This is a genomic window from Paractinoplanes brasiliensis (genome assembly GCF_004362215.1).
GTDB classification, from domain to species: Bacteria; Actinomycetota; Actinomycetes; order Mycobacteriales; family Micromonosporaceae; genus Actinoplanes; species Actinoplanes brasiliensis.
Window position 1 is genome coordinate 345742 of the sequence record NZ_SNWR01000002.1, and the last position, 14534, is coordinate 360275.

The 14534-nt window shown below is 70.7% G+C and carries 9 protein-coding genes; 5 read left to right on the top strand and 4 right to left on the bottom strand.

Annotated elements, in window-relative coordinates; translation table 11 throughout:
• Positions 1–6 precede the first annotated feature (6 nt).
• Together C8E87_RS33615 and C8E87_RS33620 are read right to left on the bottom strand one after the other, a co-directional pair.
• Positions 7–990 carry a LacI family DNA-binding transcriptional regulator gene (locus tag C8E87_RS33615; RefSeq protein ID WP_133879112.1) on the bottom strand — a complete coding sequence of 328 codons (984 nt, stop codon included), beginning with the start codon at positions 988–990 and terminating at the stop codon, positions 7–9.
• 101 nt (positions 991–1091) lie between these two features.
• Positions 1092–1925: an alpha/beta hydrolase family protein gene (locus C8E87_RS33620; protein ID WP_133877471.1), complete on the bottom strand. Its 834-nt coding sequence runs from the start codon at positions 1923–1925 to the stop codon at positions 1092–1094.
• A 225-nt stretch (positions 1926–2150) separates the two neighbouring features.
• On the opposite strand from C8E87_RS33620, the gene C8E87_RS33625 reads away from it, so the two are divergent.
• Complete coding sequence (locus tag C8E87_RS33625) at positions 2151–5165, top strand: helix-turn-helix transcriptional regulator (protein WP_166661374.1); 3015 nt, start codon at positions 2151–2153, stop codon at positions 5163–5165.
• A gap of 346 nt (positions 5166–5511) precedes the next feature.
• Here the strand turns inward: C8E87_RS33625 and C8E87_RS33630 are convergent, their stop codons facing one another.
• Entirely contained in the window at positions 5512–7863 is a 2352-nt protein-coding gene (locus tag C8E87_RS33630) for a glycoside hydrolase family 3 N-terminal domain-containing protein (RefSeq protein WP_239080135.1), read from the bottom strand.
• Between the two features lie 360 nt (positions 7864–8223).
• On the opposite strand from C8E87_RS33630, the gene C8E87_RS33635 reads away from it, so the two are divergent.
• From C8E87_RS33635 to C8E87_RS33645, 3 genes are all read left to right on the top strand, one after another.
• Positions 8224–9567 carry an extracellular solute-binding protein gene (locus C8E87_RS33635; protein ID WP_203720607.1) on the top strand — a complete coding sequence of 448 codons (1344 nt, stop codon included), beginning with the start codon at positions 8224–8226 and terminating at the stop codon, positions 9565–9567.
• Between the two features lie 77 nt (positions 9568–9644).
• Positions 9645–10487 carry a carbohydrate ABC transporter permease gene (locus C8E87_RS33640; protein ID WP_133877473.1) on the top strand — a complete coding sequence of 281 codons (843 nt, stop codon included), beginning with the start codon at positions 9645–9647 and terminating at the stop codon, positions 10485–10487.
• Between the two features lies 1 nt (position 10488).
• On the top strand, positions 10489–11382 hold the full coding sequence (locus tag C8E87_RS33645) for a carbohydrate ABC transporter permease (protein WP_239080134.1): 894 nt from the start codon (positions 10489–10491) through the stop codon (positions 11380–11382).
• On the opposite strand, the gene C8E87_RS33650 is transcribed toward C8E87_RS33645, so the two are convergent.
• Entirely contained in the window at positions 11347–12384 is a 1038-nt protein-coding gene (locus C8E87_RS33650) for a LacI family DNA-binding transcriptional regulator (RefSeq protein ID WP_133877474.1), read from the bottom strand. The genes C8E87_RS33645 and C8E87_RS33650 overlap by 36 nt on opposite strands.
• Positions 12385–12516: 132 nt before the next feature.
• On the opposite strand from C8E87_RS33650, the gene C8E87_RS33655 reads away from it, so the two are divergent.
• Positions 12517–14427 (top strand): serine/threonine-protein kinase, encoded by a 1911-nt coding sequence (locus tag C8E87_RS33655; RefSeq protein ID WP_133877475.1) that lies wholly within the window; start codon positions 12517–12519, stop codon positions 14425–14427.
• Positions 14428–14534 lie beyond the last annotated feature (107 nt).

A 14534-nucleotide genomic window follows, 5' to 3' on the forward strand; every position in this document is an offset into this window, starting at 1 on the left:
AAGAGACTACGCCGGGGGTGCGACGCTTTCCCTCACCACAAGGGTGGGTTCGATGGTGCGGCGTACGGCATCGGTGGTCCCCGATTCGATCTGGGCGAGCAGAAGCTCCAGCGAGGCCGTCGCGACCGCGTCGAAATCGGGGCGGATCGTGGTCAGCGGGGGGTTGTAGAAACCCGCCTCCGGCACGTCGTCGAAGCCCACGATGCTGACGTCGGCCGGCACCCGGCGGCCGTGCTCGTTGAGCGCCCGCAGCAGCCCGAGCGCGATGTGGTCGTTGGCCGCGAACACGGCGGTCACCTCGGGCAGGCGGGCCAGAAGCTGGCCGTTGCGATAGCCCGCGGCGGCGCTCCAGTCGCCGGTGACCAGCGGCGGGATCTCGCGCCCGGCCTCGCGCAGGGCAGCCTCCCACCCCTGGATGCGCCCCGCCGCGTCGAACCAGTCAGCCGGCCCCGAGATGTGCCAGACCGTCTCGTGGCCCTGGGCGAGCAGGTGTTCGGTGGCGGCGCGGGCCCCCGCGACCTGGTCGACCGTCACCAGCGTGGACGACAGTTGCGGGTCGCCGTCGATGGTGACCAGCGGCACGTCGCCGGGCAGCTTGGCCAGGGCCGGACCGGCGCCGGCCACGGGCGCGATCACGACCAGCCCGGCCACCCGCTGGTCGAGGTGGCGTTCCACGGCGTCGGCGATCGACCGTTCGTCGAGGTTGCGCACGCTGCCGACGTTGACCGCGAACCCGGTGGCCTGCGCCGCTTCCTCGAACGCGGTCAGCATGGACGCCGGCCCGTACAGGGAGGAATTCTGCGCGACGACACCGATCACCTTGGACGTGCCGGTGACCAGCGCGCGGGCGGCCCGGTCGGGGCGGTAGCCGAGTTCGGCGATCGCCGCGCGGACCTTGAGGCGGGTCTGCTCGCTGACGTTGGGGTGCTCGTTGAGCACGCGCGAGACGGTCTGATGCGACACCCCCGCGAGGCGGGCGACGTCCATCATGCCCGGCGGCCGACCACGTTTGACGCTCACCCGCGGCAGAATAACCGCACCGGGCCGGCCGGCGGGGTCCGCCCACCGGCCGGCTGTCCGGGGACATGTGATCAGGCGAGCGGGCACGTGTTCCGGTAATCGGAGATCGAGCCGCTCGACGGGCCCGGGCAGATGAACTGGTCGTACCGGGTGTCGTTGTCGACGAAGCGCTTCAGCCAGGCCACCGCGAGGCGGGCGGTGAACGTGTTGGTGGTCTGCGGGAAGAAGTGCGAGGCGTTGTCGAGCTCCAGGTACGCCTTCTCCGACGCCGACGGGATGCTGGTGTAGAACGGGATCGAGTGGGACGCGACCGGCGCGATCGAGTCGCTCTCGCCGCCCACGATCAGGGTCGGCACCCGCAGCGTCGACCAGCTCTTGGTCAGGTTCCACGGGGCCAGTGGCACGGCTGCCTGCAGCGACGGGCGGGTGCGGGCCGCCTCGAGGCTGCCGCCGCCGCCCATCGAGTGACCGGCCACGGCCAGCCGGGTCGGGTCGATGCGGTTGCGCACCGAGCTCGACCGCGTCAAATAGTCGAGCGCCGCGAGCAGTTGGTCACCGCGCGAGTCGGGCTGGTCGTACAGGGTGCTGGTCTCGATGCCGATCACCACGAAGCCGTGCGAGGCGATGCGCGGGCCCAGCCACGACAGGCTCGACCAGCGGGCGGTGAAGCCGGGCGAGATGGCGACCGCTCCGAAGGTGCCCTCGCTCGTGCTGGTGGGGTAGTAGATCGTGCCGCCGCCGAAGCCGAGGACCAGCGAGGACACGTCGTCGGTGGCCACGCTGTAGGGTCCACGGCTCGCGTCGAGCGCGGCGACGGTCGGGGCCGGACCCCGCTCGTACGGGTTGTCGGCGGCCTGAGCCGGCGCGGCGCCGAGCCCGACGGCCAGTGCCACCGCCGCTGCCATCGCGAGGACTATCCGGCGTGGGTTGCGTAGTTGCTGCACCTGACACGCTCCCGGGGGTTGGGGATTGATGGCGGTCAGTGTTTGCGCTGCTCCGGGCGGTGCGCATCGGCGAAACCACCGGCCTCGTTAACATCCATGAAATTTCACCAGCCGAAAAGTTCGGGCCCTGGTCTTCCGTGCCGTTGCCTGCGGCGACAGACTCGCGCCATGGTTAGTGCACTTCAAGTGCAAAATACCTTCCCGTACGGGCGGAGCACGGAGACGGTCGCCCGGCAGTCGCTGCTCGATCGGGCCCGGGGCGGCCTGGGCGGCGCGCTGATCTTCGCGGGCGGCCCAGGTGAGGGGCGAACTACGCTGCTGTACGGGGATGAGCCGGCGACCGTGTTCCCCGGCGGGCGGGCGTCTTCCTCCAGCGGCGGGCTTTACGTGCTCCCGCGATCCCAGGGGGCCGGCGTTGGCTCGGGGTGGACGGTTCTCCGCGCCGACGGGCACGCCGACGAGTCGGGTCTCGCGTACGCCGGATTGCAGCGCCTGATCGAGCCGCTCGCCGGTCTTGTCGGCGACCTGCCGCCACGCCGGCGGGAGCCGCTGGCCGACGTGATCTCCGGACGTCCGCCCGCTACCGGCCCGCTGACGCTTGGAGTGAACGTGCTCGCGCTGCTGCGCCGGGCCGCTCGTCACCGGCCGGTGCTCTGCCTGATCGACGACGCGCACCTGGTGGATCCGCCGTCGTGGCAGCTGATCCGGCTCGCCGCGCGTCGCCTGAGCAGCATGCCCGTCGCGCTGCTGGCGACCGTGACCACCGACGAGCGCGGCCTCGCGGCAGCCTCCGACCTGCCAGTGCTGCGGTTGGAGCCCCTGGACGAGTCCGCGAGCCTCGCCCTGCTGAACCGCTGCGCGCCCGATCTCGCGCCGGACGTCGCATCCGCCCTGGCCGACCTGGGGGCCGGGCATCCAGGGGCACTCGTCGAACTCGCGGCCGCCCTCACGCCGGAACAACGTCGCGGTTACGCCGCCGCGCCGGTCGCCCTGCCGCGGGGCAGCGCGCTCCAAGCCCACGGACGGGCCCTGCTGGCCACATTGCCGCCGCCGACCCGCCATCTGCTGCTGCTCGCTGCCGCCGAGCCGACGGCCGCTCCCGCCGATTTGCTCGAAGCCGCCGCTGAGCTGGCAGCCGCTCCTGCCGGCTTGCTCGAAGCTGTTGCTGAGTCGGCGGCTGCTCCTGCCGATTTGCTCGAAGCTGCTGTTGAGTCGACTGCCGCTCCTGCCGATTTACCTGAAGGCGCTGTTGAGTCGACGGCCGCTCCTGCCGGCTTGCTCGAAGCTGTTGCTGAGTCTGCGGCCGCTCCCGCCGACCTGCTCCAAGCCGCCGCCTCGCCGGCGGACGGGATCACTCGCCCGCTCACCGACGCCGTCCCCGCGTACAGGCCGGGTCTGAACGATCTGGAACCCGCCGAGCGTGCGGGCATGGTGGAGGTGACCGACGCCGGGGTGCGGTTCATGCCGCCGGTGCTGCGCGGCGTGGTCTACGGCGAGGCCCCGATCGGCCATCGCCACGCCGCCCACCGAGCCCTCGCTGTGGTTCTCGGTGCCCGCGGCCGGCGGCTGGCGGCTCTCGTGCATCGCGCGCGCATCAGCCGGGGCCCCGACGACGGGTTGGCTCGTGAACTGCTCGAAGCGGCCGAGAACGCCCCTGCCCTCGACGCTTTCCGGGCCCGCCGGCACGCGGCCGAGCTGTGCGGAGACCCGGCGGTTGCCCTGGCCGCCGCCCGTAGCGCACTGGCAGCGGGCCGTCCCCGCGACGCCGCGCCCCTGCTGCGGCGGGCCGGGAACGCGACCGGCCAGGCGGTGGTGCGAGCCCGGGCGCGGGCGCTGATCGCCGAGACGCACGCCCGGGGAGCGCCCGCCGAATCGCGGGAGACGCTGCTCGACGTGGCAGCGGAACTGATGACGCCCGACCCCGCGGCCGCCCTCGACGCGCTTCTGGTGGCAGGCGAGGCGTGCGGGCGTACGGGGAAAGCGGGTCGATTCCCCGGACTGGCGAGGCTGGCCGCTGCCCGGTGCCGCGACGGCCGTGCGGTCACGGCGATGGGCGTGCAGCAGGTGCTGGGGCTGGCGGACCTGATGACGGGGGAGGAGGAAAACGGGTTCGCGCACCTGCGGGAGGTGCTGCGGCTGGCTGAGGGCCTGACCGAACCGGAGGCGGCCGCGCTGACCCGGGCGGCGGGCACGGGCATCCTGCTCGGCGACGACGATCGGGCCGCACGTCTCGCCGGTCGGGCCGTGACGTTCGCGCGGGAGGGCGGGAACGCGCCGCTCGTGCCGGAAGCCCTCGAAGTCGCCGCGTACGCCGAACTGGCCGCGGGACGGCACGACGCGGCCCATGCGTACGCGCTTGACGGGGTCGCCGTCGCTCGTGGCAGTGGCCGCCCCGACCTGGCCGACGCGCACCGGGCCCTGCTCGGGTTGCTGGCCGCGTTCCGCGGGGACGCCGCCACCGCGCGTGAGCAGGCCGCCGCGTCGCCCCTGGAGGACTGGGCGGAGGCGCTGCTCGACCTGGTGCGCGGCGAACCGGGAAGGGCTGCCGAACGGCTGACCCGGGTGGCCCGTACGGGGTCGATGGTCTTGCGGGTCGCGGTGGCCCCGCACCTGGTCGAGACCACCGGAGCGGGTAGCGACGTCTTCGACCGCTGGGCGGGACGCACCGGACGGCCGGCCTGGCTCGCGCTGCGCGGACGCTGCCGGGCGCTCACCTCGGGCGCGGGCGCCGACGACTGGTTCCGTGAGGCCCTGGACTGGCACGAGCGGGACGCCGACGGCGGTTACGCCCGTGCCCACACCCAATTGCTGTACGGGCGTCACCTGCGCCGCCGTCGCCGACCGGCCGAGGCCCGCGACCATCTGCGGCGCGCCGCCGAGACGTTCCACCGCTTCGACGCGGAACCGTGGGCCGAGCAGGCCGCCCGTGAGCTGCGCGCGGCGGGGGAGCGGATCGCCCCGATGGATCCCCCCGCGGCCGCACTCGCCGCTTCTCCCCAGCACGCCCTCGGGCCCGCGGCACAACTCACCGCTCAGCAGCAACGAATCGCCGTGCTGGTGGCCGAGGGCGCGACCAATCGTGAGGTGGCCGCGCAACTGCACTTGAGCCCGCGCACCATCGACCACCATCTGCGGAACGTGTTCGCGCGCCTCGGCGTACGGTCCCGCACCGAGCTGGCCCGTCTGCTGGCCGTTGGTTGATCTGCGCGGCTTTGCCTCGAGCTCGCCGTCCCTGCTGAGTCGTCTCGTACCGGGTTGGCCCGTCTGCTGGCCGTCGGTTGATCCGCGCGGCTTTGCCTCGAGCTCGCCGTCCCTGCTGAGTCGTCTCCTACCTGGTTGGCCGGTGGTTGACCCGCGCGGCTCTGCCCCAAGCCGCCGTCCCCGCTGAGTCGTGCGGTGCCGCACCGAGCTGCCGCCCGACTTACCGCCGGCTGATCCTCCGAAGTGTCCGCGAAGTCACAGCCGGCGGCCTGTGGATATTCCGTTTTGTCGCTTGGGGGCGGCGTACTTTCTGGCCAGCCCCCTGGGTGCGGCGGGGTGGGGGTAGTCAGGCCTTTTGGATCTCGACCGGGGTGATCAGGCGGCGGTCGCGGTCGGCCACCACGCGCAGCTCCCCGGTCAGGCGCACCCGGCCCGTGCAGGGCAGGTCCGCCGCCGACGTTCCGACCAGCACGTCCAGCTCGCCCGGCTCGACGATCCGCGAGAAGTCGCGCCCGGTGAAGGCCGTCCGGTCGGTGTGCACCGTGAACGTCACGTCCTTGGCCTCGCCCGCCTCCAGCGGCACCCGGGCGAACCCGGTCAGCTGCTTCACCGGCCGGGTCACCTGCGCGACCAGGTCCTTCAGGTAGAGCTGCACCACCTCGTCGCCCGCGCGGGGGCCGGTGTTGCGCACCCGTACGGTCACCGTGAACTCGCCGTCGGTCGGCACCTCGGCCGCGCTGAGCCGCAGGTCGTCCACCTCGAATGTGGTGTAGGAGCGGCCGTGGCCGAACGCGAACAGCGGCGCCGGGTCGAGGTTGCTGACACCGGTGTTCTCCGCTCCCAGCGCCGGCTGCAGGTACGTGCCCGGCTGGCCGCCCGCGTGCCGCGGGATCTGCACCGGCAGTTTGCCGCCCGGGTTGACGCGCCCGGTCAGGACCCCGGCGATCGCGGCGCCACCCTCCTCGCCCGGCATGAACGCCTGCACCAGGCCCGCCGTCCGGGAGGCAAAACCGCCCAGCGCGTACGGGCGTCCGGACACCACGACCACAACGACCGGCTTACCCGTCGCCAGCAGCTCCTCGATCAGTTCCGCCTGCACGCCGGGCAGCGTGAGGTCCTCCGCGTCGCAGCCCTCGCCCGAGGTGCCGTGCCCGAACAGGCCGGCCAGGTCGCCGACCATCGCCACTGTCACGTCGGCGCCACGAGCGGCCTCGACGGCGGCGGCGAACCCGGACCTGTCGTCGCCGATCACCTTGCAGCCCTGTTCGTACACGACCTCGGTGTCGGAAAGGGCAGACCTCAGCGCGTCGACGGTGGTTGGCACATCGATGCCGAGCCCGGCCTGGGGGTAGCGCGGCAGCACGTGGTTGGGGAAGGCGTAGCAGCCCATGAACGTACGCGGGTCGGCCGCGGCCGGTCCGACGACGGCGACCCGCTCCAGCCCCGCGGCCAGGGGCAACGCCGTGCCCGGGTCGAGCAGCACGATCGACCGTTCGGCCATCTCGCGGGCCAGGGCCCGGTTCTCCGCCGAGTCGAGGTTCGTCGTGTTAGCAGCGGCCACCGACTTCTCCGGCGTCCAGTCGGCGTCGAGCAGCCCGAGCTCGGCCTTCTGGGTGAGCAGGCGGCGTACGGCCCGGTCGATCAGCTCCTCGGGCACCTTGCCGATCAGGTCCGTGCCGAAGCCCAGCGTGTCCGGCAGCTCGACGTCGATGCCCGCGGTCAGCGCCTGGATGCCGGCGTCGGTCATGTCCTCGGCGACGTGGTGGGTGGTGGCCAGGAACGGCACCGCCCAGTAGTCGGAGACGACCGTGCCGGTGAAGCCCCAGCGGTCGCGCAGCAGCTCGGTGAACAGCCACGGGTCGGCCGCCGCGGGCAGGCCGTCGATGTCGGAGTAGGAGTTCATCACCGAGCCCGCCCCGGCCTCGCGGATCGCGGTCTCGAAGGGCGGCAGGATGACGTCGAGCAATTCGCGCCGGCCCATCGGCACCGGGCCGTGGTTGCGGGCGCCCCGCGACGCCGAGTAGCCGGCGAAGTGCTTGAGGGTCGCGATCACCCCGGCGCTCTGCAGACCCCGTACGTAACCCCCGCCGAGCAGCGCGACCAGGTACGGGTCCTCGCCGATGGTCTCCTCGACCCGGCCCCAGCGGTAGTCGCGCACCACGTCGAGGACGGGGGACAGGCCCTGGTGCACGCCCACGGCAGCCATGTCGCGGCCGATCGCGGCGGCCATCCGCTCGACCAGCCCGGGGTCGAAGGTGGCGCCCCACGCGATCGCCGCCGGGTAGACCGTTGCGCCGAACGTGGTGAACCCGGTCAGGCATTCCTCATGGACGATCGCAGGAATGCTCAAGCGCGAGTTGGACAGGACGATGTGCTGCTGACGAACAACCTCGGCGGCGCCTTCGACGGCAGTGAGGGGGTAACTACCGTAGACCCGGGTCAGGTGGCCGAGTCCGTGCCGACTGGCCTCTTCCAGGGGTATCGTGCCAGAAGCCGCGAAAACGTCCTGCATAGGAGCGACGTTGAGGGTTTCTTCAGATTCGGCCGGTTGTTCTTCCTGCATGTCGTTGCCGACCCAGCGGCTGCCGAGCTGGCCGACCTTCTCCTCGATGGTCATCGCGGCGAGCAGAGCGTCGACGCGCTCAGCGACTCCCAGCGCCGGGTCCTGCCATGGCTTGCGTGCCGGTTCTAGGGTCACGGCGCAACTCCTCAGTGGTTCCTGGGTCCGGTTCCCTGATGTTCTCAGGGTTCGGGACCGAAACTTTCAGTGTTTGCACAGCATAAGTTTTCGGTGCCGGATGATCTTAAGCAGGGCTTGTGCGCAGGTCGCGATGGCGTCCACTCTCGCCGTGGGAGCGCGACCACAGCAAGACCCTTGACATGATCAAGCCGAAACCCTACGTTAACGAAACCTCGTGTTAATTTGCGGTTGAAGAGCGAAAGTTGCAGCCCCTGTGACGCCGACGACGCAGTCCTGGTCAGACACGGCACGGGCAACACAGCACCACGGCGATTCTCTCGCTGCCACTGACGGCGGCACTCGAGTACGGAGATCAGCGTGACCTATAACCCGATGTCCCGGCGGAACTTCCTCGGCCTTGCCGCGGGTGCCGCCGGCGCTGCGGCGCTCGCCGCGTGTGGCAGCGACGGTCCCGAAAGCAGCGGCGGTGGCAGCACCAGCGGTGGTGGAGGCGGCGGCGCCAGCTACTGGTCGCTCAGCGGCCCGCCCGGCGAGCCGGTTCGCAAGGCCGCGATCAAGCGGTTCAACGACGCGAACCCGAACGCCAAGATCGAAGAGTTCTACTACCAGAACGACGCCTACAAGCAGAAGATCAAGACGTCGCTCGGCGCGAACCAGGGCCCGACGATGATCTGGGGCTGGGGCGGCGGCGGCCTCAAGGAGTACGTCGCGGCCAACCAGGTGGAGGACCTGACCGACTGGTTCGGCCAGAACGCCGCGGTCAAGGACAAGATCCTGCCGTCGTCGTTCGGCGCCGCCACGGTCAACGGCAAGATCTACGCGATGCCGATCGAGACCGTGCAGCCGATCGTGCTGTTCTACAACAAGAAGGTCTTCGACAGGGTCGGCGTGCAGCCCCCGAAGTCGTGGGGCGAAATCATGGCGCTGGTGCCGAAGTTCAACGACGCCAAGGTCGCACCGTTCTCGCTGGCCGGCCAGTCCCGCTGGACCAACATGATGTGGCTCGAGTTCCTGCTCGACCGCACCGCGGGCTCCGAGGTCTTCGACCGCGTGTTCGCCGGCGAGAAGGACGCGTGGAGCGACCCGGCCGTGCTCGACATGCTCACCAAGATCCAGGACCTGGTGAAGGCGAACGGCTTCCAGAAGGGCTTCTCGTCCACCGCGGCCGATTCGAACGCCGACCAGGCCCTGCTCTACACCGGCCGGGCCGCCATGATGCTGCACGGCTCCTGGTCGTACGGCATCCAGACCGCCCAGGGTGGCAACTTCGTCAAGGACGGCGGCCTGGGCTGGATGAACTTCCCGCCGGTCGAGGGCGGCAAGGGCGACCCGAGCAACACGGTCGGCAACCCCGGTCAGTACCTCTCGATCTCCTCCAAGGCCTCGGCCGAGGCCAAGGAGACCGCGAAGAAGTTCTTCTCCACCACGCTGGTCGACGACGCGGAGAAGGAGAACTGGGTCAAGTCCGGCGGTGTGCCGGTGCTGAAGAACAGCGACAGCCTGTTCCAGGGTGCCGACGCCCAGTTCCTCAAGGACATGGCGGCCATCGCCAACGGCGCCAAGACCTTCGCGCAGTCGTGGGACCAGGCGCTGAGCCCGACCGCGGCCGAGACCCTGCTCGACAACATCGCGAAGCTGTTCCAGCTGCAGGTCAGCCCGCAGCAGTGGGTCGATGCCATGAACGGAGTCATCGGCAAGTGACAACAATCGCTCCGCCCGTCGTACGGACGAAGGAGCCCACCAGGTCCAGCGGCGGGCGGAGCGGTTCCGTCCTTTGGATGGCGCTGCCGGCCTTCGTGTGGTTCGTGCTGTTCGGCATCGTGCCCCTGCTGGGCGTCGTCGCGCTCAGCTTCACCACCTGGAACGGCATCGGCGAGATCGTGCCGTCCGGCCTGACCAGCTGGAAGGCCACCCTGCAGGACCCGGGCCTGCCGCACGCGCTGTGGGTCACCTTCCTGATCATGGCGCTGTCCTGGGCCGTGCAGACCCCGATGTCGATTCTTCTCGGAGTCTTCCTGGCCACGAGCAAGCGCTACCGCGAGTTCCTGGCGGTGCTGTACTTCATCCCCCTGCTGCTCAGCTCGGCCGCCATCGCCATCACGTACAAGGCGCTGCTCGACCCGAGCTTCGGCCTCGGCAGCGGCCTGGGTGTGGAGTGGCTCAACCAGGACTGGCTCGGCAACGGCACGCTCGCCATGGGCGTCCTGATCTTCATCGTGTCGTGGCAGTTCATCCCGTTCCACACGCTGATCTACCAGGGTGCGGTGCGGCAGATCCCGACGAGCATGTACGAGGCGTCGCAGATCGACGGCGCGGGCCGCGTACGGCAGTTCTTCTCCATCACGCTGCCCCAGCTCAAGTACACGATCATCACCTCGTCCACGCTGATGGTGGTCGGGTCGCTGACCTTCTTCGACCTCATCTACGTGCTGACCGCCGGCGGCCCCGGTGACGCCACCCGGGCGCTCGCGCTGCTCATGTACCAGCAGGGTTTCCAGGCCAACCTCATGGGTCCGGCCAGCGCCATCGCCGTGATCCTGGTCCTGGTCGGGCTCGGGTTGTCGTTGCTGCTCCGGCGGCTCGGCGGCCGGGGCAACGAGAGCCAGCTGGAAGGAGCCTGAGGTGGCGACCATCACCAAGCACCGGCCCACGCCGACCGTCTCGGGCACCCACGGCGGCGCCCGCAAGCGTTCCCGGATCGCCCAGCTCAACTGGCTCGGCGGCAGCCTGAGCTGGATCTGGCTGGTCATCGTGATGCTGCCGATCTACTGGATCGTCATCACGAGCTTCAAGACCCAGGACACGTACTTCATCACCAACCCCCTGGCCCCGCCGTCGGACTTCTCGTTCGCCAACTACAAGACGGTGGTCGAGTCCGACGTCGCGCGGTACTTCATGAACAGCGTGATCGTCACGGCCGGCGCGGTGGTCCCCGCCGTCGTGGTCAGCTTCATGGCGGCGTACGCGATCGTCCGGGGCGTCGGCAGCCGCACGCTGCGCCTCATGAACGGCGTGTTCGTGATGGGCCTGGCGATCCCGCTGCAGGCGGTGATCATCCCGGTCTACCTGATCATCATCCGGCTGCAGATGTACGACACGCTGGCCGCGATCATCCTGCCGTCGATCGCGTTCGCCATCCCGCTGTCGGTGCTGGTGCTGTCGAACTTCATCCGTGACGTCCCGAAGGAGCTCTTCGAGTCGATGCGGATGGACGGCGCCAGCGAGTGGGGCACGATGTGGCGCCTGGCGTTCCCGCTGACCCGCCCCGCGCTGGTCACGGTGACGATCTACAACGCCCTCGGCATCTGGAACGGCTTCCTGCTTCCGCTGGTGCTCACCCAGAACCCGGACAACCGCACGATCCCGCTCGCACTGGCCGACTTCTCGGGCCAGTTCGGCGTGAACGTGCCCGCGATCGCCGCGTCGGTCACGCTGACCACGCTGCCGATCGTGCTGCTCTACGCCATCGGGCGCCGCCAGCTACTCAGCGGCCTGACGGCGGGTTTCAGCAAGTAGGACGGTGCTCTCCCGGATGACCAGCTCGGTCGCGAGCTCCACCCGGGGAGTCTCGATGGGCTCGCCTCGCGACAGTCGCAAGACCGTACGCGCGGCGAGCCCGCCCATGTCGGCCAGCGGCTGACGAACCGTGGTCAACGGCGGCGACGACCAACGCGCCTCGGGCAGGTCGTCGAACCCGACCACGCTCAGATCGTCGGGCACCCGGAAACCGCGCAGGCGGGCCGCCTCATAGACGCCGAGCGCCATCTGGTCGCTCGAGGCGAAGATCGCGGTCGGCGGGTCGTCACGGTCGAGCAGCCGCTGCGCCGCGGCGAAACCGCCCTCGTGCCGGAAATCGCCCGGCTCGATCAGTTTGCGGTCGACCCGCAGGCCGGCCGACTCGAGCGCGGCCCGATAACCATCCAGGCGGGCGCGGCTGCAGAGCAGGTTACGCGGACCCTCGATCAGTCCGATGCGCTCGTGACCCAGCGAGATCAGATGCTCGGTGGCGCTGCGGCCGCCCGACCAGTTCGTCGCCCCGATCGTGGGCACGTCCGCCGCCGCCCCACCGGCCGGGTCGATGATCACCATCGGCACGTTGAGCCGGTGCAGCTCGGTGTAGACGGGTCCGGCCCCGTCCGAGATCACCAGTACCACGCCGTCGGACTGGCGGGAGCGGAGATTTTGCAGCCACTGACGGGTCGACGCGGTGCGCCGGTGCACGGCCGAGATCACCGTGCCGACACCAGCCGCGTGCGTGACCTCCTCGACGCCGCGGATCAGCTCGACCGCCCAGGGGCTGTCCAGGTCGTGGAACACCAGGTCGATCAGGCCGGCACGCAGCGGCTGGCGAGAGTTACGAGGCCGGTAGTCGTGCTCGCGCAACAGGTGCTCGATGCGGTCCCGCGTCTCCGGTGACACATCGGTGCGCCCATTGAGCACGCGCGACACCGTGGGCACGGACACGCCGGCAGCCTCGGCGATGGTCGCGATAGTGACCCGTCTTCCGTCCGCGGCCATTCGTCTCTCCTCGCTCGCCACACCCCGTACCGAAACTTTCGTGCGGGAGTTCCGGAAGTATTGCACATTCCCCGACCGATAAGGACACGTGCACACGTCTGACTTCGTCGAGTGCTGGGTAAGGCGTCTCGCATGCCACTGGTCGCCGGTCGTTACCGCCTGGAAGAGAGCCTGGGCGAGGGCGGAATGGGTAAGGTCTGGCGGGCCCGGGACGTGGTGCTGGACCGCGACGTCGCGGTCAAGGAGATCCTCCTCCCGGACGAGCTGGGACAGGCCCAGCGCCGCACGCTGCGCGAGGCCCGCGCGGCGGCCCGGCTCGGCCACCCCAACGTCGTGCAGATCTTTGACGTCTTCGAGGTGGACGGGCGGACGTGGATCGTCATGGAGTACGTCCCGTCCCGCTCGCTGCAGGAGGTGCTGCGCGCCGACGGCCCGATGGACCCGCGCCGCGCCGCCCGCATCGGCCTCGACCTGCTGTCGGCCCTGCGCGCGGCCCATGCCGCGGGCGTCGACCACCGCGACGTGAAACCGGCCAACGTGCTGCTCGCCGACGACGGCCGCGTGCTGCTCACCGACTTCGGCATCGCCACCATCGAGGGTGACAGCCTGATCAGCAGCTCCGACATGCTGCTGGGCTCACCGGAATACATGTCACCCGAGCGGGCCAAGTACGGCACGGCCGGGCTGGCCGCCGACCTGTGGTCCCTGGGCGCGACCCTGTACGCCGCTGTCGAGGGCCAGTCGCCGTTCCGCCGGGGCAACGCGCTCGCCACGCTGACCGCCCTGGCCGCCGACGAGCCCGACCCGCCGGTACAGGCCGGCCCGCTGGAGCCGCTGCTGCTCGGCCTGCTCCGAAAGGATCCCGCTCTGCGCCTCGACGCGGCGGCGGTGGAACACCAGCTGCGTGCGGCCGTCGCCGGAGCCTATGGTCACGCCCTGGTTCCCGTACGGGACAGCGCCACCACCACGAGCGAGGTGCCCCCGCCGCCCGGGGCCGACGCGGCGCCCGCCCCAGCCCCGGTCCCCGCGGACAACGCCGCGCCCGGCCCGGCAACCGCGGATGACGCCCCGGACCGCACGGTCCCAGCCGATGACGCCCCGGAGGGCATGGCCCCTGCGTCCGCGGCCACCCCGCCCTCTGCCGATCAAGAGGCTTCCGCCGGCCCGGCCCGTTCGGCGTCGATCCCGCTCATCCCCGTGCAGCGGTCCGCGCCGCCACCAGCGGTGCCGCCTCCGGCTGCGCCTTCTCGGATTCCGGACGCGCCCGTGGCCGTTCCCGCTGATCCGGTGGCCGTCAGCGGTGGTGCTCGGGCAGCGGCCGTTTCCGGTGCTCGCCCGGCGGCAGCGCGGCGCTGGATCGTGGCGGGATCGGCCGTGGCCGCCGTCCTGGTGGCCGCCGTCATCTGGGCCGTGACCCGCTCCGACGCCGGCGGCACCCCCCAAGGCTCCGGCGCCCCCGCCATGACCAACTCGACGCAAGCCGCCGCCCCCGGCGAACCGCAGGCGTCCTCCACACCGTCGTCCGCCCCCACCGCCACCGGCCCGCAGTCCTCGCCGCCGGCCAACGCGGCCCCGCCCGACGACGCGTCCAGCGGCAAGGACCTGCCCACGCTCCCGGACGGCTGGCGCGATTACCGGGACAGCACCGGTTTCGCCGTCTACGTCCCCGAGGGCTGGACCCGGACGCGGGAGAAGGGAATGGTCTACTTCCGCCAGGGCTCCCAGGTGCTCGGCATCGACCAGACCAAGAAGCCGGCCCCCGACCCGGTCGCCGACTGGCGCGGCAAGGCCGAGTACAGGGTTTCCATCGGCGACTTCCCGTCCTACCGCGAGATCCACATCAAAGAGGTCGACTACTTCGACAAGGCGGCCGACTGGGAGTTCACGTTCACCCGCAACGGCGTCCGCCAGCACGTCAACAACCGCGGCCTCATCACGTCACCCAACCAGGCGTACGGCATCTACTGGCAGACCCGCGACGCCGACTGGACCCGCCACCGCGACGACCTCCAACTGGTCTTCGACAGCTTCCGCCCGGCCTAGAAGCCGACGGCGGGAGGCGGAGCTGGACACGGTGGCGTCGGGGAGGCAGCGAAGTGAGGGGCGGCGGCCGGAAAGTTTGTGACAGTACGTTCGCGGCATTGTTCGGG

What these genes read in the sequence shown, in the direction of transcription:
- C8E87_RS33615 (WP_133879112.1), bottom strand. Translation starts at nt 990, where the DNA reads ATGATGGACGTCGCCCGCCTCGCGGGGGTGTCGCATCAGACCGTCTCG.
- C8E87_RS33620 (WP_133877471.1), bottom strand. Translation starts at nt 1,925, where the DNA reads ATGGCAGCGGCGGTGGCACTGGCCGTCGGGCTCGGCGCCGCGCCGGCT.
- C8E87_RS33640 (WP_133877473.1), top strand. Translation starts at nt 9,645, where the DNA reads ATGGCGCTGCCGGCCTTCGTGTGGTTCGTGCTGTTCGGCATCGTGCCC.
- C8E87_RS33650 (WP_133877474.1), bottom strand. Translation starts at nt 12,384, where the DNA reads ATGGCCGCGGACGGAAGACGGGTCACTATCGCGACCATCGCCGAGGCT.
- C8E87_RS33655 (WP_133877475.1), top strand. Translation starts at nt 12,517, where the DNA reads ATGCCACTGGTCGCCGGTCGTTACCGCCTGGAAGAGAGCCTGGGCGAG.